Here is a 19,653-nt window from a genome sequence, read left to right as displayed (position 1 = left end):
GCAACCTGTGGGAGCGGGCTTGCCCGCGATAGCGGTGGGTCAGGCGACATCAATGTTGAATGTGAAGCCGCTATCGCGGGCAAGCCCGCTCCCACAGGGGATTCGTTGCTCACAAAATGGTGGAGCCGGCTCAAGCGCTGACAAGCACCGCGTCAAACCGGCGCGGCTTCCTCGAGTTCAAACGATTCATCGGAGCGATATTGCCCCGGTGTCATGCCAAACCAGCGGCTACAAGCTTTGTTGAAGCTGCTGTGGTCATGAAAACCAAGGAGATACGCGACATGCTTCATGTTGAAGTGAGAATGGCGCAGGTAGAAATCGGCCAGTTGCCGGCGCACCGCGTTCAGCACGTCCTTGAATTGCGTCCCTTCCTTTTCCAGGGCGCGTTGCAGCGTGCGCTTGCTGATGTTCAACGCCGCCGCGATCGACTCCATGTCGCACTGCCCCTGGCTCTGACTCAATCGCTCGGTAATCAGCGCGCGAATCCTGCCGACAATGCAAAAACCAAACAACAGGTCCAGTTGCGCCTCGGCAAAACTGTCATGCAGCACCGCCAACGCTTCGTTGGCCATGCTCAACGGCCGCATCAATTCCTGCCCGTCAAACAAAATGCTGTCGTAAGGCGCGTCGAAATGCAGATTGCAGCCAAACAGCCGCCGATGCTCGGAGATGTCTTCAGGCTCGGGATAAGTGAACTCAACGCTCAAGGGATGCGGTGCGTCGCCGCCCAACAGCTTGCGGCAGAAACCCAGCAATGACGCCAGACCGGCATCGGTGTACTGGCGCGGTTTGACCGAACCATGCTGTTGATGGTCGAGGCCGGACAGGCGGTAATGTTGCTGTTCGGCGGTAAAGAAAAGGCTGAACCCGGTGCCAATCAACGGACTGAAACGGACCAGGCGTTCAAGGGCCTTTTTCAGATTCAGGCTGGACATCATGGTGTAGCCGACGATCTGAAAGCTGCCGGGGTGGAAACTGCCATAGGCCCGTAAGCCAATGTCCGGATCGCCCGAGGCCTGTGCGGCCAGGTCCCATAATCGATAGATGGCCTTTCGCTCGCAAAACGCTCCTGGTTTGTTCGCGAGATTAATGTCTAGTCCAGCCTCCCGACACAGACTGGCAACTTCCAGTCCTTGAGCCGAGAGCGTATTTACCAGCACGCTGGCATAGCCTGAACTCATTCTATACATGGCGTCCTCAATGACCTGTGGAACCGAACATCCTGTCCGGAGCCATGACTGATCTGCGATGAATCAACACTCTAACGGGGTGTTTCGTTGCCAATATTGATCCCAGTATAGGTAACTCTCATTTTTAGCCACTGCTTGCGGCCATTCGTCGCTTTGTAGCAGCTGCCGAGCAACGCGAGGCTGCGTTCGGCTGCGAAGCAGTCGTGAAGTCATGCGCTGCGGTGTATCAGGAAAAACGTGCATTCAGGGTTTACGACTGCTGCGCAGCCGAACGCAGCCTCGCAGGCTCGGCAGCTGCTACACAAGCCAGCGGCGAAGGCGCATGGCACCGTTGGACACCACACCGTCACCTCCCAACACTTCCGCATCCCCCGCCAATACCGAACAATCCTTGCATCTTGCAGCGCAAAAACCAAAAAGGAACGAAGCTTATGAAGTCGCTTGGTCGTATTGCGTTGGTCACGGGTGGTATGGGTGGGATTGGTACGGCGATTAGCCAGCGCCTGTACAAGGAAGGATTCAAGGTCATCGTCGGTTGCAGCGCGGATTCCGCCCGCAAGAATGACTGGATTGCCACTCAATTGGCGGCGGGTTATCAGTTCGAATGTATCTACGGCGACATCACCGATTGGGAGTCGACGCGCAAGGCCTTCGAGATGGCGCGTGAACAATTCGGCCCGGTCGATGTGCTGGTCAACAACGCCGGCATCACTCGCGATGCCTCCTTTCGCAAGCTGACGCCCGAAGACTGGAACGCGGTCATCGGCACCAACCTGACGGGCCTGTTCAACACCACCAAGCAGGTGATCGAGGGGATGTTGGCCAAGGGTTGGGGACGGGTGATCAATATCTCCTCGATCAACGGTCAGCGTGGCCAGTTCGGCCAGACCAATTACAGCGCGGCCAAGGCCGGCATCCATGGCTTCACCATGGCACTGGCGCGGGAAGTGTCCGGCAAGGGCGTGACCGTCAACACCGTCTCCCCGGGTTACATCCAGACCAGCATGACCGCGGCCATCCGCCCGGACATTCTCGACACCATGATCGCGGCGACCCCGGTCGGGCGCCTCGGCCAACCTGAAGAAATCGCCTCGATCGTCGCCTGGCTGGCTTCCGATGAATCGGGCTACAGCACCGGCGCCGACTTCTCGGTGAACGGCGGCATGAACATGCAGTAGACCTATCAGGGCATGGACGCCCTGCTCCCGCTCGACAACATTTTAATGAGGTCACGCATGAACGAAGTCGTAATCGTTGCCGCTACTCGTACCGCCATCGGCAGTTTTCAAGGTGCCCTGTCCGCGATTCCAGCCACTGAACTGGGCGCAGCAGTCATTCGCCGTCTGCTGGAAGAGACCGGTCTGGACGGCGCGCAGATCGATGAAGTGATCCTCGGCCAGGTGCTCACCGCAGGTTCCGGGCAAAACCCGGCACGCCAGACGGCAATCAAGGCCGGCCTGCCGTTCACCACCCCGGCCCTGACCCTGAACAAGGTCTGTGGCTCAGGCCTCAAGGCTGTGCAACTGGCCGTCCAGGCGATCCGTTGCGGCGACGCCGAACTGGTGATTGCCGGCGGTCAGGAAAACATGAGCCTGGCGCCCTATGTGTTGCCCAAGGCACGCACCGGTCTGCGTCTGGGTCATGCGCAATTGCAAGACAGCGTGATTCAGGATGGTTTGTGGGACGCCTTCAACGATTACCACATGGGCATCACCGCGGAGAATCTGGCTCACCAATACAGCATCAGCCGAGAGGCACAGGACGTCTTCGCCGCCGCCTCGCAACAAAAAGCTGCCGCGGCCATCGAAGCAGGCTATTTCAAACGTGAAATCACCCCGATCCTGATTCCCCAGCGCAAGGGCGACCCGCTGGTGTTCGACACGGATGAACAACCGCGCCCGGACAGCACGCTGCAAGCCTTGGGCAACCTCAAGCCGGCGTTCCAGAAAAACGGCAGCGTGACTGCCGGCAACTCGTCGACCCTCAACGATGGCGCCGCCGTGTTGCTGCTGGCCAGCGCCGCCAAGGCCCAGGCCCTCGGCTTGCCGGTACTGGCGCGCATCAAGGCTAACGCCAGCGCGGGCGTGGACCCGTCGATCATGGGCATCGGCCCGGTCCCGGCCACCCGCCTGGTGCTGGAGAAAGCCGGCTGGAGCCTGGACGAACTCGACCTGATCGAAGCCAACGAAGCGTTCGCCGCGCAATCCTTGGCGGTCGGCAAAGAACTGGGCTGGGACACCGCCAAGGTCAACGTCAACGGTGGCGCCATTGCCCTGGGTCACCCGATCGGTGCCTCGGGCGCGCGGATTCTGGTGTCGCTGGTGCACGAACTGATTCGCCGTGACGGCAAAAAAGGCCTGGCCACGTTGTGCATCGGTGGCGGCCAAGGCGTCAGCCTGGTCATCGAACGATAACAAGAAACACAGGACTGCTTGCTTGACTGCTGACGCGGTGCCGAATTGCGGCACCGCGGTTTTTTTCTGCCCGGTTTACCGATGTGGGCAAGGAGTTCCATGGACAATAACGCGCACACTTTCAACACCTTCTGGTCCGGCCAGGTCCCGTTCATTGCCTCCTTTGCAGTGCAACAATTACGCCTGTGGGTCAGCACCAATCCATGGTTCACCGGCCAGGCCTACGACGAGTGGTTCGACCTGCCGCGAACTACGCTGGAAAGCCTGCAAGCCGAGTATCAAACCCAATGGGGTGATCTGGGCCAGCGTTTGCTGACCGGCCAGCCGTTCTCCTTTGAAGATCGACGTTTTTCCAGCGGCAACTGGAGCACGCCGCTGTTCGGCTCCCTTGCGGCGTTCTACCTGCTCAACGCCGGTTTCCTGCTGAAGCTGCTCGACAAACTGCCGATCAAAGACAAGAAACCCCGCCAGCGCCTGCTGTACCTGGTGGAACAAGCGATTGCCGCCGGAGCGCCCAGCAACTTTTTGGCGAGCAACCCCGATGCCTTGCAGCGCGTCGTCGACACTCAGGGCGGCAGCCTGTTCACCGGTTTGTTGCACCTGGCCAGCGACCTGCAAGAAGGCAAGATGCGCCAGTGCGACAGCGGCGCTTTCAAGGTCGGCGTCGATCTGGCCAACACCCCCGGCGAAGTGGTGTTCGAGAACGAACTGTTCCAGCTGATTCAGTACTACCCGCAAAGCGAAACCCAGTACCGGCGCCCGGTGTTCATCGTCCCGCCGTCGATCAACAAGTACTACATCCTCGACCTGCGCCCGGACAACTCGATGGTTCGCCATCTGCTGCAACAAGGCCACCCGGTGTACCTGATGTCGTGGCGCAACTTCGATCAGGCGCACGCCGGTACTACCTGGGATGATCTGATCGAAACCGGCATCATCAAAGGCCTGCAAGTGACCCGCGAGATCAGCGGCGAGCAACGCCCCAACTGCGTAGGTTTCTGCATCGGCGGCACGTTGTTGAGTTCGGCGCTGGCGGTTCTGGCGGCGCGCGGCGACAAGGACATCGCCAGCGTGAGCTTGCTGACCACGTTCCTCGATTACCTCGACACCGGTCCCATCGACATCTTCGTCGACGAGCAACTGGTGGCCTACCGCGAACGCACCATCGGCGGCCTGGATGGCCCCATCGGCTTGTTCAAGGGCGAGGACATGGGCAATACGTTCTCGCTGCTGCGCCCCAACGATTTGTGGTGGAACTACAACGTCGACAAATACCTCAAGGGCCAGAAGCCGATCCCCCTCGACCTGCTGTTCTGGAACAACGACAGCACCAATCTTCCGGGGCCGATGTACTGCTGGTATCTGCGCCACACCTACCTGCAAAACGACCTGAAATCCGGCGAGCTGGACTGCTGCGGGGTCAAGCTGGACCTGCGCGCCATCGATGCGCCGGCGTACATCCTGGCCACCCATGACGATCACATCGTGCCGTGGCGCAGCGCTTATGCCAGCACCCAATTGCTCTCCGGGACCAAGCGCTTTGTGCTGGGTGCCTCGGGGCATATCGCCGGGGTAATCAATCCGCCAGCCAAGGAAAAACGCCATTACTGGACCAACAACCGGGTCACGAAGGACCCTGAGTCCTGGTTCATGAATGCCCAAGAGCATGCCGGCAGCTGGTGGAATGACTGGTTCGTCTGGCTCGCGGAACAGGCCGGCGAGCGCCAGCCTTCGGTGCTGCACACTGGTAACACGCAATACCCGGCGCTGGAATCGGCACCCGGGCGTTATGTGATGCAATGACGGACAGCCCCGCGCGGCGAAAAACCCGGGCTCAGCGCCTACCTTGTAGCAGCCTGCGCCCGGCTCTGTAGCAGCTGTCGAGCTTGCGAGGCTGCGTTCGGCTCTGTAGCAGCTGTCGAGCTTGCGAGGCTGCGTTCGGCTCGGTCCGCGCTCGGGCGCAGCAGTCGTAAGGTCAGACAATGCGGTGCATCAGACTCACCGCGTACTCAGGTTTTTACGACTGCTGCGCCCGAGCGCGGACCGAGCCGAACGCAGCCTCGCAAGCTCGACAGCTGCTACAGAAGTGGCGTTCCGAAAAGCTCCCTCGCTCTCCGCAAAAAAGCGCCAAACACAGCACACCGACTCAATATTCCCGACACAATCCCGGCGACCATGGCCTCCTCACTCACCCCGTAAGGACCTCGCCATGGCCACCGCCAAAGCTGTTCCCGGCAAAACCCTGCTGACCCCGACCGACCACACCCTGATCATGATCGATCACCAGTCGCAGATGTCCTTTGCAACCAAGTCGATCGACGCCGTAACCCTGCGCAACAACGCTGCGCTCGTGGCCAAGGCTGCGCGTGGCTTCAAGGTTTCGACGATCCTGACCACCGTCGCCGAGAAGAGCTTTTCCGGCCCGATCTTCGACGAAATCAAGTCGGTGTTCCCGGAACACAACGTCATCGACCGCACCAGCATGAACACCTGGGAAGACGAGCGCATTGCCGTCGAAGTCAACGCCTTCGGCAAACAGAAAATCGTCCTCGCCGGCCTGTGGACCTCGGTGTGCATCGTCGGCCCGGCGCTGTCGGCCATCGACCAGGGTTTCGAGGTCTACGTGATTGCCGATGCCTGTGGCGACGTCAGCACCGAAGCTCATGAAATGGCGATGCAGCGCATGATCCAGATCGGCGCCCGTCCGATGACTTCGCTGCAATACTTGCTGGAACTGCAGCGCGACTGGGCACGTACCGAAACCTACGAAGAAACCGTGAAAACCTCGATTGCCAACGGTGGCTCCTACGGCCTTGGCCTGATCTACGCCAAAACCATGTTCGGTGCCTCGGAAGGCCACTAAGGTTTTCCTATAAAAGCGCGGCTGCGGACATTGCGCAGTCGCTGCTGCATGGTGATTGACGATGAAGTTTCGCAAGCAAGACCTTCCCTTTTGGTTGTCGATGCTATTCGCCGGGACAGCCTTGGCTGATGAACCCGCACAAGGGTTTCTGGACGGTGCGACGCTTGAAGTGCTCAGCCGCAACTTCTACCTCAACAGCGACTACCGATCCCCTTCGCCCACAGGAAAAAGCTATAAAGCCGAGTGGGCTCAAGGCTTTATCAGCGCTTTTGAATCTGGTTTCACACCCGGCACACTTGGCTTTGGCCTGGATGCCCACACCTTTCTGGGATTGAAACTGGACGGTGGCAAAGGACATTCCGGGACAGGATTGCTGCCGGTCGACGATGACGGTCGTAGCGAAGACAACTATTCCAGTGGCGGCGGCGCACTGAAAATCAGAGCCTCCCGAACCAGCCTGGCCTTCGGCGAAATGATGGTGGAAACCCCGGTGTTCGACACCGCGGACAAACGCCTGCAACCGGAGTACGCCACAGGCTTCCTGCTGAACAGCCACGAAATCGACGGCATGAATCTGGTTGCCGGGCATTTCACGGCGTTCAAAAATCAGGACAGTTCTTCGGGCAAGGGCAACTTCTACGGCTACGGCGCCAGCACCGAAGCCGGCGGCATTACCTTTCTCGGCACCGACCTGTTCACTCAAAGCCCTGTCGGCGGCGCGCTCTACGCCTCAGAACTGACCGACACCTGGCATCAGTACTACGCCAACCTGCACCTGAAGCAGCCCGGGGTGTTGCTCGACGCCAATCTCTACCACACGCAAAACACCAGCAAAGCGCTGGCCGGCGCCATCGATACCACCGCATTCAGCCTGTCGGGCAAGTACACCGTCGATGCGTATGCCTTCACCCTGGCTTATCAAAAAATCAATGGCGACACGCCGTTCGATTTTGTCGGCGGCGACTCGATCTACCTCGCCAACTCGATCAAGTACGCCGACTTCAACGGCGCCCACGAACGCTCATGGCAGGCGCGTTACGACCTCGATTTAAGCACCTTCGGGATTCCCGGCCTGACATTCATGACGCGATACGTCATGGGCAGCCAGATCGACGGCACCCATGCGCCCAAGGGCGGCGCCTACAACCCTTTTGATGAGTCAGTCGGTGAATACGTGCCGCAACAAGGCGATGGCGGCCGGCATTGGGAGCGCGACATAGACCTGCACTACATCGTGCAGTCCGGCGCGGCCAAGGGCTTGTCCGTGCAACTGTCCCACGTGTCGCATCGGGCCAACACGGCGCAGGCGGGGGATGATATTGACCGGGTGTACGTGGTCATCCAGTACCCGCTGAACTTCGGGCATCTCTGAAGGGAATGTGATGCAGTGACCACCGTCCCAGTGTGGGAGCGAGCCGGCTCCGGGCGGCGTTCCGACGATGGCGTCAGCTCATTCGACATCGATGCAAACTGACCCACCGCCATCGCGAGCAGGCTCGCTCCCACAGGAGATAAAGGGTGCACGGGATAATGGCGGAAGGCAGCCGGAGTCGAACCTGCCCGGGAACGGATGCCGTCCCCAACCGGGTTTGAAGCCCGGCCGCGCCACCGGGCGCGATTGCCTTCCTTGAAGTCAGTGTTCTGATGCTTGGGCCAGGGCATTATCGAGACGGAGATGACGCGTGTCGCCAAAGCGTCGGGTCAGGCCCAGTCGGTCGAAGTATTCGAGAATCTGGATGCTGCGCTTGCGCCCCAGGCCCACCGCATCGCGAAACGCTGCGACCTGAATCACCGGGTTCTGGGCCGCCAGTTGCACAAGCATAGCCGCCAATCGGCGGATGACTGCGTCGGTGTAGAACAGGTCGCGGACGATCTGGTGCACCAGTCCCAGCCTCGCCATTTTGCGCAGCAGCAGGCGCACCGCCGCTTCGTCATGGCCAAGATCACGTACCCACGGCGCATTGAAACCGGCCTGTTCGAACAACGGCTGCACCTGATGCCACAGGGCTTCATCGTCTTCACTCAAGCGCACCTGATGCTCGGGTAAATGCAGCCACGGCCCGCTGGCAGCCATGGCGCCGCTGGCCAGTAATTCGTCGAGCAGGCTGATGAACGTCGGCCGATCCAGCGCGGTACCGGTGAAGCGGCGCAGGCGATCCCGGTCGGGCCCCATCTGATCCGGTTCGAGTTGATGGAAACGTGCCAGATGCTCCAGCAACGGCGCTTTCAGGGATTCCCAACGCACGGCGCTAAACAGCAACGGGCCTTGGCGCGTGTTGATCAAGCGCACATCGGCGGGCAGGACCCAGGTGTCACGCGGCCGATTGAACTGTCGCTCCAGGTGCTGCGGATCGAGCCCGGTTTCGCTGTTCACCAATAACGCGGGCAACACGGCTTCCAGATCACTGCATGTGGCGAGCGCCTGCAGTTGCGCCAATCGCTCGGGGCTGCGACGGTGTCGGGTCGGCGCGAACGGGTCGAGCACCCGACCACCGCCGAGGGTCCGTTGGGCGCTCTGGTCACGCAGAATCAAAGGGTCGCCCTTCACCGCCTGCACCGGCACATTCAACAGGATCTGCGCAAGCATTCGCTCACCCGGCGCAACGCCGGAACCTTCTAACAGCGCCACTCGCCCCGTGACGTCCTGAGTCCCTAAGTGAACATGCACCGGCTGAAAATGCTCGAAGGGCTTGGGTTCGCTGACCAACAATTGCATCTCGATATCCAGGCGCTGGGTCGGTGCATACAGCCATTCGGCCACCAGCCAGTGACCACGGTGAATCTGCTCCAGTGCCAAGCGCTCGGCACTCAGGTTCAGCGCGACTCGCTGACCTGCAAACCCAGTGTCAGCGGCTTGATTCTGCGCATGCAAGCCACGCACCCGCACGGCTTTGCCCAGCGGACCGAGCGTCAGTGTGTCGCCCACGGCAACCTGTCCGGACAGCGCCGTGCCGGTCACCACAATGCCGGCGCCGGCCACGCTGAACGCACGATCAATCGCCAGACGAAAACCGCCGCTCGTGCTGCGCGAAAGGACATCACGCTGCGCGTCCAGCAACGCCTGTCGCAATGTCTCGACGCCCTCCCCGGTCACGCTCGACAGCGCGATCTGCGGCGCGCTGGCAAAAGGACCGGGAGCCAACAAGGTTTCGATCTGTTCGCGTACGGCTTGCACCCGAGCCTGATCGACGCGATCGCATTTGCTGATCGCCACCAAGGCCCGAGGGATGCCCAGCAGTTCGACGATCGCCAGATGTTCGCGGGTCTGAGGCATGACGCCGTCATCCGCGGCGACCACCAGCAACACCAGATCGATGCCCTGAGCCCCGGCCAGCATGTTGTGGGTGAAGCGTTCATGACCGGGCACGTCGATAAACCCGGTCAGTGCCGCACCCGGCTCCAGCGCTGCGTAGAGATAACCGAGGTCGATGGTCATGCCGCGTTCGCGCTCTTCCCGCCGGCGGTCGCCGGCCTGGCCGGTCAACGCCTGGAGCAACGCTGTCTTGCCGTGGTCGATGTGCCCGGCAGTGCCGACAATCACCCTGGCACCTGCAATTGATCGAGCTGCTCCAGCCACGCGGCTTCGTCATCCAGTTGGCGCAAGTCCAGCCACAGCGCGTCGTCGTCAAGTCGGCCCAGCACCGGAATGGCCAACTGACGAAATGCGGCCTCCAGCCCCAGTAATTGCCGTCCGCGCAAGCGTTTGGACACATTGGGCCGCAGGCATAACGCCGCGCTCGGCAGGCGAGCCACCGGTTGGCTGCCGCTGCCAATCATGCCCAACGCCGGCACCGCGCTGACGTTCCAGCCGTCGCCCACGGCCTGCGCCAATGACGGTTGCAGGCGCTCTGCCTGGGCGAGGATGTCGGCTTGCGCTCGGGTCAGTAGGCGCAGACTCGGCAGCCGTTCGGCCAGTCGGTCGGGATTGCGGTACAACCCCAACACCGCTTCCAGGGCCGCCAAGGTCAACTTGTCGACCCGCAACGCACGCTTGAGCGGGTTCTTTTTGATCTTCGCGATCAGGTCTTTGCGGCCAACGATCAACCCGGCCTGAGGCCCCCCGAGTAACTTGTCGCCGCTGAAGGTGACGATGTCCGCACCATCGATCAGCGCCTGACGCACCGTGGGCTCGGCGGGCAAACCCCAACGAGTCAGGTCCAGCAGACTGCCGCTGCCGAGGTCCTCGAGCAGCGGCAGCCCGTGTTTATGCGCTAGGTCAGCCAATTCGGCTGTCGGCACGCGAGCGGTGAAACCTTCAATGGCGTAATTGCTCGCATGCACCCGCATCACCAACCCACTGCGCGGGCCGATGGCCGCCTCGTAATCCCGGGCATGGGTGCGGTTGGTGGTGCCGACCTCATGCAGCCGGACGCCGGCCCGGGCCATGATGTCGGGAATGCGGAACGCGCCGCCGATTTCGATCAGCTCGCCCCGGGAAATGATCCCTTCCTTGCGCGCGCCCAGACTGTTGAGCGTCAGCAGCACCGCGGCAGCATTGTTGTTGACCACGGTCACCGCTTCGGCACCGGTCAATTCGCGGATCAGGCCTTCGATCAAGTCGTCGCGATCGCCGCGTTTGCCGCTGTGCAGGTCGAATTCCAGATTGAGCGGGTAGCGGGCGGCCATTTGTACGGCTTCGATGGCTTCGTCCGGCAGCAATGCTCGACCGAGGTTGGTGTGCAGCACCGTGCCGGTCAGGTTGAACACCCGGCGCACGTGGCGGCGATGCTGGAGGGCCAGGCGCTCGCCCGCTCTGCCGGCCAAGACTTCGGGGGTGATTTCAACGGCGTCGAGCTGGCTCAAAAGCACCGGTTCGCGCAGGTCATCCAGCAGTTGCCGCAGACTCGCCAGCAGCGCGTCACGCCCATACCGTTCGGCCAATGGCTGACACGCCGGATGGCGCAACAAACTGTCGATGGAAGGCAGCCGCAAGGCTGGGCTGGCGGATCTGGCAGACATCAGGCGCTCCCGCAAACGTTGACCGTCGCGCCTGAGTGTAGCCGCTGTACTTATTCGCCTCCGGGAGCCAGCAGAAGATTCGGTGCGGGGCGCACGTAACCTTCCTGTTCCAGACGCATGTCCAGCATCAGGCTGGTCAGGTCGGTCGAGAGCGCTTCGGCCTCGGCGTCGTTTTCCAGGTACAACAGTTTCAGGTAGCTGTGGCAACCGGGGCAGGTTTCGGCGCGCAACGGCGCCTGATTGGCGGCATGACGGTCGTCATCGAGGCTGACGTATTCCAGTCCTTTGCTTTGTTCGCAATACACGCATTTGACCCGCACCACATGCCATTCGCAGGCGCACAACGAGCACACCAGATAACGCAAACCGTTGTGTTTGCCGCGATGACGAATCACCCCGACCATCGCAGGTGAACCACAGGCCGGGCATTGGCTGAGGCTGTCGCCGGGTTTCAGTGCCAGGCCTGGCCTGTTCAGCAGCCAATGACTGAAGGCGGCCTGCAACGCCGCGCCGAGAAACGGCACCAGCGCCGCCGGCAGCAGTGAATACTGGCCGCTGACCAGGGCAATCGCCCAGGCTTTGCGTTGGCCGTTATTGGCGTTGCGCAAGGATGCGACGGCTTTCTCGACAGCAGAGTTTGTCGGTGGCGAATATCGCTGCAACAAGGCGTCGAGATACGGCAACCAAGTGTCCTCGCGCACCAGGCTGTCGGCGGCGAACGGTGGCAAGCCGTGTTGCTGGCACACTCTTAGGCGGTCGCGATCAAGCGGCGCAGCATTCGGTGGATCGTCCAACAGGTTCTGCTGAACACGGCACAGTTCGACCACCAGTCGCAGGTAATCGGCCAGTGGGTGCCCGTCCGCCAGTTTTTCCAGACGCAGCGCCCGCAACGCGAACAGGTTGTTCGGTGGCAGGTGCAGGAACGGCGGTGAACCGGCCGCCGCTTCGATCTCTCCAGGCTCAAGAATGGTTGCCAAGGGGTCATCCTTTTTTGCGGATCGGGTGATCAGGGTTTTCGTCCCGGGTCACTTCCCGATACCAGAGTGCATGGTGCTTCCTCGCCCAGGCGCGGCTGACCCAGCCATGCACCATGGCGCTGACCGAGCCTTTGATCCAGATGCCAGCGTAGATGTGGATGATGATGCTCAGCACCAGCACAAACCCCGCCAAGGCATGCAGCAACATCGCCCAGCGAATCGAGGTGATGCCGAAGTATTCGCTGAAATACGCACGCCAGATCACCAGCCCGCTGAACAGCAACACCAGCATGCAAAGCAGCAAGATCCAGAACAGTAACTTCTGTCCTGGGTTGTACTTGCCAATCGGCGGCACGCCCTCCTCCTCGTTGCGCATGACCCGCCCGACGCGCCGGAGCCACAACCGGTCATTGCTGATAAAGAAGTTCGCCCGAAAGAACTGAATCACCAGGCCGAGGAACAGCACAAACATCACCACGCCCATGAACGGGTGCAGGATGCGCGTCCACGACCCGCCGCCGAACAGGTGGCTGAGCCAGAACAACGCCGGATGAAACAGGGCCAGCCCTGACAGCGCGGCCATGAAAAACAGGATCGCCACCAGCCAGTGGTTGGTGCGCTGGTTCGAGGTATAGCGCAGGATCTGTCTGCGGATCATGGTCTGTCCTCCCCACGCGGATCAAAGGTGTGCACCGATGGATCGACTTCATGCACCGCCGGGTCCTTGAGCGGCGGCAATTCATCCTCTTCAACCAACTGCGGCCCGACGCGCACGTAATGGAAGAACCCGGCCAGCACCGCCAGGCCCATGGCCAATAATCCCAAGGGCTTGCTCACGCCCTTCCACAATTCCACCAACGGACTGATCGTCGGACTGCTCGGCAAACCGGCGTAGAGCGTCGGCGTGTCCGCGTGATGCAGCACGTACATGACATGCGTGCCGCCCACGCCTTCGGGGTCGTACAGGCCGGGGTGATCGAAGCCACGGCTTTTCAGGTCGACGATGCGTTCGGCGGCATGTTCCTTCATGTCTTCCTTGCTGCCGAACACGATCGCGCCGGTCGGGCAGGTTTTCACGCAGGCCGGTTCCAGCCCCACTGCCACCCGGTCCGAACACAAGGTGCATTTGTAGGCCTTGTGATCCTTTTGCGAAATCCGCGGAATGTTGAACGGGCAGCCAGTGATGCAATAACCGCAGCCGATGCAATGGTCCTGATCGAAATCGACGATGCCATTGGCGTGCTTGATGATCGCCCCCGGGCTTGGGCACGCCGCCAGGCAACCCGGCTCGGCGCAGTGCATGCAGCCGTCCTTGCGGATCAGCCACTCAAGGTTTCCGGCGACGGTTTCATGCTCGGTGAAGCGCATCAAGGTCCAGGTTTCTGCGCTGAGGTCTTGAGGGTTGTCGTAGGTGCCGAGGTTGTGGCCGACATCGTCGCGCAACTCGTTCCATTCCGAGCAGGCGACCTGGCAGGCCTTGCAGCCGATGCACTTGGTGGTGTCGATCAGCTTGGCCACTTCCTCTTGATTGCGCACCGATGGCGAGACCGTGGTAGTGGCCGAACGGGCGATGATGTCTTGGCTGGCCATTTAGACTTTCTCCACGTTGACCAGGAATGACTTGGATTCCGGGGTCTGTGTGTTGCCATCGCCGAGGAACGGCACCAGTGTGTTAGTCAGGTAACCGTGGCGCGTGAGGCCGGTAAACCCCCAGTGCAGCGGGATGCCGATCTGATGCACCACTTGATTGTTGACCTGCAGCGGACGGATCCGCTTGGTCACCACCGCCACCGCTTCGATGTGCCCGCGCTTGGAGCTGACGCGAACCCGGTCGCCGGCCACGATGCCTTTCTCCTTGGCCAACACTTCACCGATCTCGACGAATTGCTCGGGTTGGGAAATCGCGTTGAGCTTGCAATGCTTGCTCCAGAAGTGGAAATGCTCGGTCAGCCGATAACTCGTCGCCGCGTACGGATAATCCTTGGCCAAGCCGAGGGAATCCCACACCGAATCGAAGATCCGCGCCGCCGGGTTGCTGGTGGCTTTCTTGTTTTCCGGGTGCAGCGGGTTGATGCCGATCGGGGTCTCGAACGGCTCGTAGTGCTCGGGGAATGGGCCCTCGTTCATCTTGTCGACGGCGAAGAATCGCGCCACGCCTTCGGGGTTCATGATGAACGGATTCATCCCGGCTTCCGGAGGCGTGTCGGCCTTGAAGTCCGGCACGTCGGTGCCGCCCCAGGCTTTGCCGTTCCACCACACCAGGCGTTTTTTCTCGTCCCACGGTTTGCCTTGCGGGTCGGCCGAAGCGCGGTTGTAGAGAATCCGTCGGTTGGCCGGCCAGGCCCAGGCCCACCCTTGATGTTGATGCATGCCATAAGGGTCGTTGTTGTCGCGCCGGGCCATCTGGTTGCCGGTCTCGGTCCAGCTGCCGCAGAAAATCCAGCAACCGGAAGCCGTGCTGCCATCGTCCTTGAGCTGACCGAAACCGGCCAGTTGCGCGTTGCTCTTGATCGTCGCGCCGGTGGCATCGGTGAAGTCAGCGGTGGCATAACCGTTGATTTCCCGCGCCAGTTCTTCCGGCGTGGGTTCGTCGGCGATCTTGTACGGCCACGACAGTTTGAGGATCGGATCGGGATAGGCGCCGCCCTTGGCTTGATAGCGTTGACGCAGACGCAGGAACAGCTCGCTCATGATCGCCACGTCGGTGCGCGCTTCGCCCGGCCCGTCGGCGCCTTTCCAGTGCCATTGCAGCCAGCGGCTGCTGTTGACCAGCGAGCCGTCCTCCTCGGCGAAACAGGTGGTGGGCAGGCGAATCACTTCGGTCTGGATACCGGCGGTTTCCACGTCGTTGTACGGCCCGACATTGCGCCAGAACTCCGAGGTTTCGGTGGACAGCGGGTCCATCACCACCAGCCATTTCAACTTGGCCAGCGCCGCCATCACGCGGTTCTTGTCGGGCAGCGCCGCGATGGGGTTGAAGCCCTGGCAAAAGTAGCCGTTGACCTTGCCCTGGCCCATCAGGTCGAACACTTTGAGGATGTCGTAGTTGGGAATGTCCAGTTTCGGCAAATAGTCGTAAGCCCAGTTGTTCTCGAGCGTGGCGTTGTCGCGGTACCAGGCTTTCATCAGGCTGACATGGAATTTGCTGTAGTTCTGCCAGTAGGACAGTTGCCCCGGACGCAATGGCATTTGCGTGCGCTTGGTGATGTAGGCGGTGTAATCCTGCTCGGCGTCGCCCGGCAAGGTCAGGTAGCCCGGCAGCGAGTTGGACAGCAGCCCGAGGTCGGTCAGGCCCTGAATGTTGGAGTGCCCGCGCAAGGCATTGACCCCCCCGCCCGGCATGCCGACGTTGCCCAACAACAGTTGCACCATCGCTGCGCTGCGGATGATTTGCGAGCCGATCGAGTGCTGGGTCCAGCCCAGCGCATAGAGAATCGTCATGGTCTTGCCCGGTTGCGAGCAGGTGGCGATTTCTTCCCAGATTTTCTGCATGGCATCGACCGGCATGCCGCAAATCTGGCTGGCCAACTGGATGTTGTAGCGGCTGTAATGCTGCTTCATCAATTGATAGACGCAGTGCGGGTCGTGCAGGGACGGGTCGACCTTGACGAAACCGTCCTCACCGAGTTCATAACCCCAGCCGGATTTGTCGGTATAGGTGCGCTTGGCGGCGTCGTAACCGCTGAAGATGCCGTCCTCGAAGCCATACCCGGCTTTGACGATGAACGACACGTCGGTGTAATTGCGCACGTATTCGTGCTGGATCTTGTCCTCGGTCAGCAGGTAATTGATTAACCCGCCCATGAAGGCAATGTCGGTGCCGGTGCGAATCGGCGCGTAATAGTCGGCCACCGAGGCAGTCCGGGTAAAACGCGGATCGACCACGATCAGCCGCGCCTTGTTGTGCGCCTTGGCTTCGGTCACCCATTTGAAACCGCACGGGTGCGCTTCTGCTGCGTTGCCGCCCATCACCAGGATCAGATTCGCATTGGCGATATCGGTCCAGTGATTGGTCATGGCACCACGGCCGTACGTCGGGGCAAGACTTGCCACCGTCGGGCCGTGTCAGACACGCGCCTGGTTATCAAACCCCAGCATGCCGAGACTGCGAATGACCTTGTGGGTGATGTAACCCGCTTCGTTGGATGCCGCCGAAGCCGCGAGGAAACCGGTGGTCAACCAGCGGTTGACCGTTTCGCCCTTGTCGTTCTTCTCGATGAAGTTTGCATCGCGGTCGGCCTTCATCAGGTCGGCAACACGATCCAGCGCTTCATTCCAGGAGAGGCGGGTCCACTCGGTGCTGCCCGGTTTGCGCACTTGCGGGCATTGCAGGCGGCCGGGGCTATGAATGAAGTCCAACAGGCCTGCGCCTTTGGGGCACAGGGTGCCGCGGTTGACCGGGTGATCGGCATCGCCTTCGATGTGGATGATGCTTTGCGCGACGTTCTTGGCGTTATCGCCCTGGCTGTACATGATCAATCCGCAGCCGACCGAGCAGTACGGGCAGGTGTTGCGGGTTTCATGGGTGTGGGCGAGTTTGAAATGGCGTACTTGCTCGGCGAAGGCAGGCGCGGGAAGCATGCCCAGCGCGCCGAGGCTCGAGCCCGCAAGGCCGATACCGGCGACCTTGAAGAACTGACGACGGTTGAGGTCCATCGTGCACTCCTGATCAGGTGGAGACCCGGTACTTTTGCCGGGTTTTTCTGGACGATCACGGTGGCGGCAGCGTGGCTACCGACCTTTGAAACTTTAGCCAATGGGAGAACTGACTGCATGAAAACCGACCATCGGACAACACAGCAATATCAGCCATCACCCCGAACCTGTGGGAGCGGGCTTGCCCGCGATGGCGTCGGCACAGCCAGCACTAATATTGACTGCCCCTCCGCTATCGCGGGCAAGCCCGCTCCCACAGGTTTTATGATGTTCGGGCGATTACCGTCTCGCTCCCACCGGGGCTTGGCGATTATCATGGGCGCCATACCCAACCGGCCTTTATGAGACTGAGCATGACCTTCGATTTTGATCAGGTGTTCGACCGCCACGACACCGGCAGTACCAAGTGGAGCCGCTACCCGGCCGACGTGTTGCCGATGTGGGTCGCCGACATGGACTTCGCCGCGCCGCCGGTCATCCTGGAAGCCCTGCGCAAACGCCTGGAACACCCGATGGTCGGTTACAGCGTGCCTCAGGAAAATTTGCTCGCTGCCATCGTGGCCGACCTCTGGAACAAATACGCCTGGCGCGTATTGCCTGAAGAACTGATCTTCCTGCCGGGCGTAGAGTCGGGTTTCAACATGGCCCTGAAAGCGCTGATCGAGCCGCAACAGAACGTTGTGGTCCAGGTGCCGAACTACCCGCCGTTGCGCCATGCACCGAGTCATTGGGGTTTGAACAAGGTTGAACTCGAATTCGACGCGTCGGCTGACGGCACGTATGACACGCCGCTCGCGGCCTTGAGCCAGGCATTGACCGGCGGCGGTGCGTTGCTGCTAAGCAACCCGCATAACCCGTTGGGCAAAGTTTTCCCACGGGAAGAACTGCAAGCGGTGGCCGACATCTGCCTGGAACAGAACGCCTGGATCATCTCCGACGAGATTCATGCCGAGTTGTGCTTCGACGGGCGTGTGCACATTCCCACGGCATCGCTCAGCCCGCAGATCGCCAAGCGCACCATCACCCTGATGTCGGCGAGCAAGGCTTACAACATTGCCGGCCTGAAAACCTCCTTCATGATCATTCAGGACGCGGCGTTGCGAGCGAAGGTCAACCACGCCCGCTGCGGCATGGTCGACAGCGTCAACCCATTGGGCATGGAAGCGACCCGCGTTGCCTACAGCGAAGGCGGCCCGTGGCTGGCCGGGTTGAAGGCGTACCTGCAAAGCAATCGTGATTACCTGGTGGAAGCGGTTCGCAGCCGTTTGCCGGGTGTGACGATCAACATCCCGCAAGGTACGTACCTGGCATGGCTCGATTGCTCCGCCCTGGGGCTGGACAATCCGCAGCAGTTCTTCCTCAACCAGGCCAAGGTAGGCCTGAGCCCCGGCCTGGATTTCGGCGACAACGCCCGGCAATTCGTGCGCCTGAACTTCGGCTGCCCAAGGGCGTTGCTTGAAGAAGGTTTGGCGCGTATGGAGCAAAGCTTGCGTACTCTAAAAATCTGAATAAATCCCTGTAGGAGCGAAGCTTGCTCGCGAAGGCGGCGTACCAGTCGACACATGTATGACTGACACACCGCCTTCGCGAGCAAGCTTCGCTCCTACAGGGGATTTGGGTGGGGTCGGGTATTCGGGAACTCGCTGAAATCCAACCGAACTCAAGGCAAAACACCAGGGTCAACCCTTTGAATCCTGTGCCCAGAGATCGGAGATTTCCCATGACTGACTATCCAAAACCACCCTTCCCCAAGCAAGGCCAGCCTGTTCCCGGCTCCCAAAAGAAAATGGACCCGTACCCGGACTGTGGCGAACAAAGCTACAAAGGCTCGGGCCGGCTGGACGGCAAGATCGCGCTGATCACCGGGGGCGACAGCGGCATCGGCCGAGCGGTCGCCATCGCCTTCGCCCGTGAAGGGGCCGACGTCGCGATCGCCTACCTCAATGAACATGAAGACGCGCAGGAAACCGCACGCTGGGTCGAACAGGCCGGTCGTCAATCCCTGCTACTGCCCGGCGACCTGGCGCAAAAAGTGGAATGCCAGGCCCTGGTGGACAAGACGGTCGAGCGCTTTGGCCGGATCGATATTCTGGTCAATAACGCCGCGTTCCAGATGACTCACGAGAATTTTGAAGACATCCCGGACGAAGAGTGGGTGATGACCTTCGACGTGAACATCACCGCCATGTTCAGAATCTGCCAGGCCGCGCTGAAGCACATGAAGTCGGGCAGTTCGATCATCAATACCAGTTCGGTCAACTCGGACATGCCCAAGCCCACCCTCCTCGCTTACGCGACGACCAAGGGCGCGATCGCCAACTTCACCGGCGGTCTGGCGCAGCTGCTCGGGCCGAAAAACATTCGGGTGAACTGCGTGGCACCGGGGCCCATCTGGACGCCGCTGATCGTCTCGACCATGCCCGATGAAGAGGTGCAGAATTTCGGCTCGCAAACCCCGCTGGGCCGCCCGGGACAACCGGTGGAAGTGGCGCCGATTTACGTGCTGCTGGCGTCGGACGAGGCCAGTTACATCACCGGGCAGCGCTACGGAGTGACCGGCGGTAAACCGATGTTGTGACCAACCGCTTGTAGCA

Annotated in this window: 14 protein-coding genes and 1 tRNA gene; 7 read left to right on the top strand and 8 right to left on the bottom strand. The window is 61.0% G+C overall.

All coding sequences use genetic code 11. The annotated features are described in order from the left end of the window. Nucleotides 1–152: 152 nt before the first annotated feature. Nucleotides 153–1,190 carry an AraC family transcriptional regulator gene (locus ACYZT6_RS12535; RefSeq protein WP_462027149.1) on the bottom strand — a complete coding sequence of 346 codons (1,038 nt, stop codon included), beginning with the start codon at nt 1,188–1,190 and terminating at the stop codon, nt 153–155. 431 nt (nt 1,191–1,621) lie between these two features. Between ACYZT6_RS12535 and phbB the strand changes: the two genes are divergently transcribed. From phbB to ACYZT6_RS12510, 5 genes are all read left to right on the top strand, one after another. Further along, a complete protein-coding gene (gene phbB, locus ACYZT6_RS12530) occupies nt 1,622–2,368 on the top strand; it encodes an acetoacetyl-CoA reductase (RefSeq protein ID WP_461982163.1) in 747 nt (248 codons plus the stop codon). Nucleotides 2,369–2,425: 57 nt separating this feature from the next. After that, nucleotides 2,426–3,604, top strand: coding sequence for an acetyl-CoA C-acetyltransferase (locus tag ACYZT6_RS12525; protein ID WP_462027148.1), 1,179 nt, complete (start codon nt 2,426–2,428; stop codon nt 3,602–3,604). 99 nt (nt 3,605–3,703) lie between these two features. Then, nucleotides 3,704–5,407 (top strand): class I poly(R)-hydroxyalkanoic acid synthase, encoded by a 1,704-nt coding sequence (gene phaC / locus ACYZT6_RS12520; RefSeq protein WP_462027147.1) that lies wholly within the window; start codon nt 3,704–3,706, stop codon nt 5,405–5,407. A 406-nt stretch (nt 5,408–5,813) separates the two neighbouring features. Then, nucleotides 5,814–6,467: a hydrolase gene (locus ACYZT6_RS12515; RefSeq protein WP_462027146.1), complete on the top strand. Its 654-nt coding sequence runs from the start codon at nt 5,814–5,816 to the stop codon at nt 6,465–6,467. Nucleotides 6,468–6,528: 61 nt separating this feature from the next. Next, nucleotides 6,529–7,839, top strand: a complete 1,311-nt coding sequence (locus ACYZT6_RS12510) for an OprD family porin (RefSeq protein ID WP_462027145.1) — start codon at nt 6,529–6,531, stop codon at nt 7,837–7,839. 159 nt (nt 7,840–7,998) lie between these two features. On the opposite strand, the gene ACYZT6_RS12505 is transcribed toward ACYZT6_RS12510, so the two are convergent. The 7 genes from ACYZT6_RS12505 to fdnG all read right to left on the bottom strand — a co-directional run bounded on the left by ACYZT6_RS12505 (nt 7,999) and on the right by fdnG (nt 17,059). After that, a tRNA-Sec gene (locus ACYZT6_RS12505) sits at nt 7,999–8,094 on the bottom strand. Between the two features lie 6 nt (nt 8,095–8,100). After that, nucleotides 8,101–10,008, bottom strand: coding sequence for a selenocysteine-specific translation elongation factor (selB, locus tag ACYZT6_RS12500; RefSeq protein WP_462027144.1), 1,908 nt, complete (start codon nt 10,006–10,008; stop codon nt 8,101–8,103). Continuing rightward, entirely contained in the window at nt 10,005–11,426 is a 1,422-nt protein-coding gene (gene selA / locus ACYZT6_RS12495; RefSeq protein ID WP_462027143.1) for an L-seryl-tRNA(Sec) selenium transferase, read from the bottom strand. Before selA ends, selB begins: the two co-directional genes overlap by 4 nt. Before the next feature lie 50 nt (nt 11,427–11,476). After that, on the bottom strand, nt 11,477–12,403 hold the full coding sequence (fdhE, locus tag ACYZT6_RS12490) for a formate dehydrogenase accessory protein FdhE (RefSeq protein ID WP_462027142.1): 927 nt from the start codon (nt 12,401–12,403) through the stop codon (nt 11,477–11,479). A gap of 4 nt (nt 12,404–12,407) precedes the next feature. Beyond that, entirely contained in the window at nt 12,408–13,061 is a 654-nt protein-coding gene (locus tag ACYZT6_RS12485; RefSeq protein WP_462027141.1) for a formate dehydrogenase subunit gamma, read from the bottom strand. After that, the gene (fdxH, locus tag ACYZT6_RS12480; RefSeq protein WP_462027140.1) at nt 13,058–13,993 is read right to left on the bottom strand and encodes a formate dehydrogenase subunit beta; all 936 of its coding nucleotides are present in this window, start codon (nt 13,991–13,993) and stop codon (nt 13,058–13,060) included. Before fdxH ends, ACYZT6_RS12485 begins: the two co-directional genes overlap by 4 nt. Next, the gene (fdnG, locus tag ACYZT6_RS12475; RefSeq protein WP_462027139.1) at nt 13,994–17,059 is read right to left on the bottom strand and encodes a formate dehydrogenase-N subunit alpha; all 3,066 of its coding nucleotides are present in this window, start codon (nt 17,057–17,059) and stop codon (nt 13,994–13,996) included. A gap of 353 nt (nt 17,060–17,412) precedes the next feature. Between fdnG and ACYZT6_RS12470 the strand changes: the two genes are divergently transcribed. Then, nucleotides 17,413–18,567: a MalY/PatB family protein gene (locus ACYZT6_RS12470; protein WP_462027138.1), complete on the top strand. Its 1,155-nt coding sequence runs from the start codon at nt 17,413–17,415 to the stop codon at nt 18,565–18,567. Between the two features lie 212 nt (nt 18,568–18,779). Beyond that, nucleotides 18,780–19,637, top strand: coding sequence for an SDR family oxidoreductase (locus ACYZT6_RS12465; RefSeq protein ID WP_462027137.1), 858 nt, complete (start codon nt 18,780–18,782; stop codon nt 19,635–19,637). The last annotated feature ends 16 nt before the right edge of the window (nt 19,638–19,653 follow it).

The sequence above is a fragment of the Pseudomonas sp. RT6P73 genome (assembly GCF_054897715.1).
The sequence above is the reverse complement of the archived record's forward strand: the minus strand, read 5'-3'. Positions and strand labels throughout refer to the sequence as shown.

Bases quoted from the DNA above. Each gene is read 5' to 3' on its own strand.
- ACYZT6_RS12535 (WP_462027149.1), bottom strand. From the start codon at position 1,190: ATGTATAGAATGAGTTCAGGCTATGCCAGCGTGCTGGTAAATACGCTC.
- phbB (WP_461982163.1), top strand. From the start codon at position 1,622: ATGAAGTCGCTTGGTCGTATTGCGTTGGTCACGGGTGGTATGGGTGGG.
- ACYZT6_RS12525 (WP_462027148.1), top strand. From the start codon at position 2,426: ATGAACGAAGTCGTAATCGTTGCCGCTACTCGTACCGCCATCGGCAGT.
- phaC (WP_462027147.1), top strand. From the start codon at position 3,704: ATGGACAATAACGCGCACACTTTCAACACCTTCTGGTCCGGCCAGGTC.
- ACYZT6_RS12515 (WP_462027146.1), top strand. From the start codon at position 5,814: ATGGCCACCGCCAAAGCTGTTCCCGGCAAAACCCTGCTGACCCCGACC.
- ACYZT6_RS12510 (WP_462027145.1), top strand. From the start codon at position 6,529: ATGAAGTTTCGCAAGCAAGACCTTCCCTTTTGGTTGTCGATGCTATTC.
- selA (WP_462027143.1), bottom strand. From the start codon at position 11,426: ATGTCTGCCAGATCCGCCAGCCCAGCCTTGCGGCTGCCTTCCATCGAC.
- ACYZT6_RS12485 (WP_462027141.1), bottom strand. From the start codon at position 13,061: ATGATCCGCAGACAGATCCTGCGCTATACCTCGAACCAGCGCACCAAC.
- fdxH (WP_462027140.1), bottom strand. From the start codon at position 13,993: ATGGCCAGCCAAGACATCATCGCCCGTTCGGCCACTACCACGGTCTCG.
- ACYZT6_RS12470 (WP_462027138.1), top strand. From the start codon at position 17,413: ATGACCTTCGATTTTGATCAGGTGTTCGACCGCCACGACACCGGCAGT.
- ACYZT6_RS12465 (WP_462027137.1), top strand. From the start codon at position 18,780: ATGACTGACTATCCAAAACCACCCTTCCCCAAGCAAGGCCAGCCTGTT.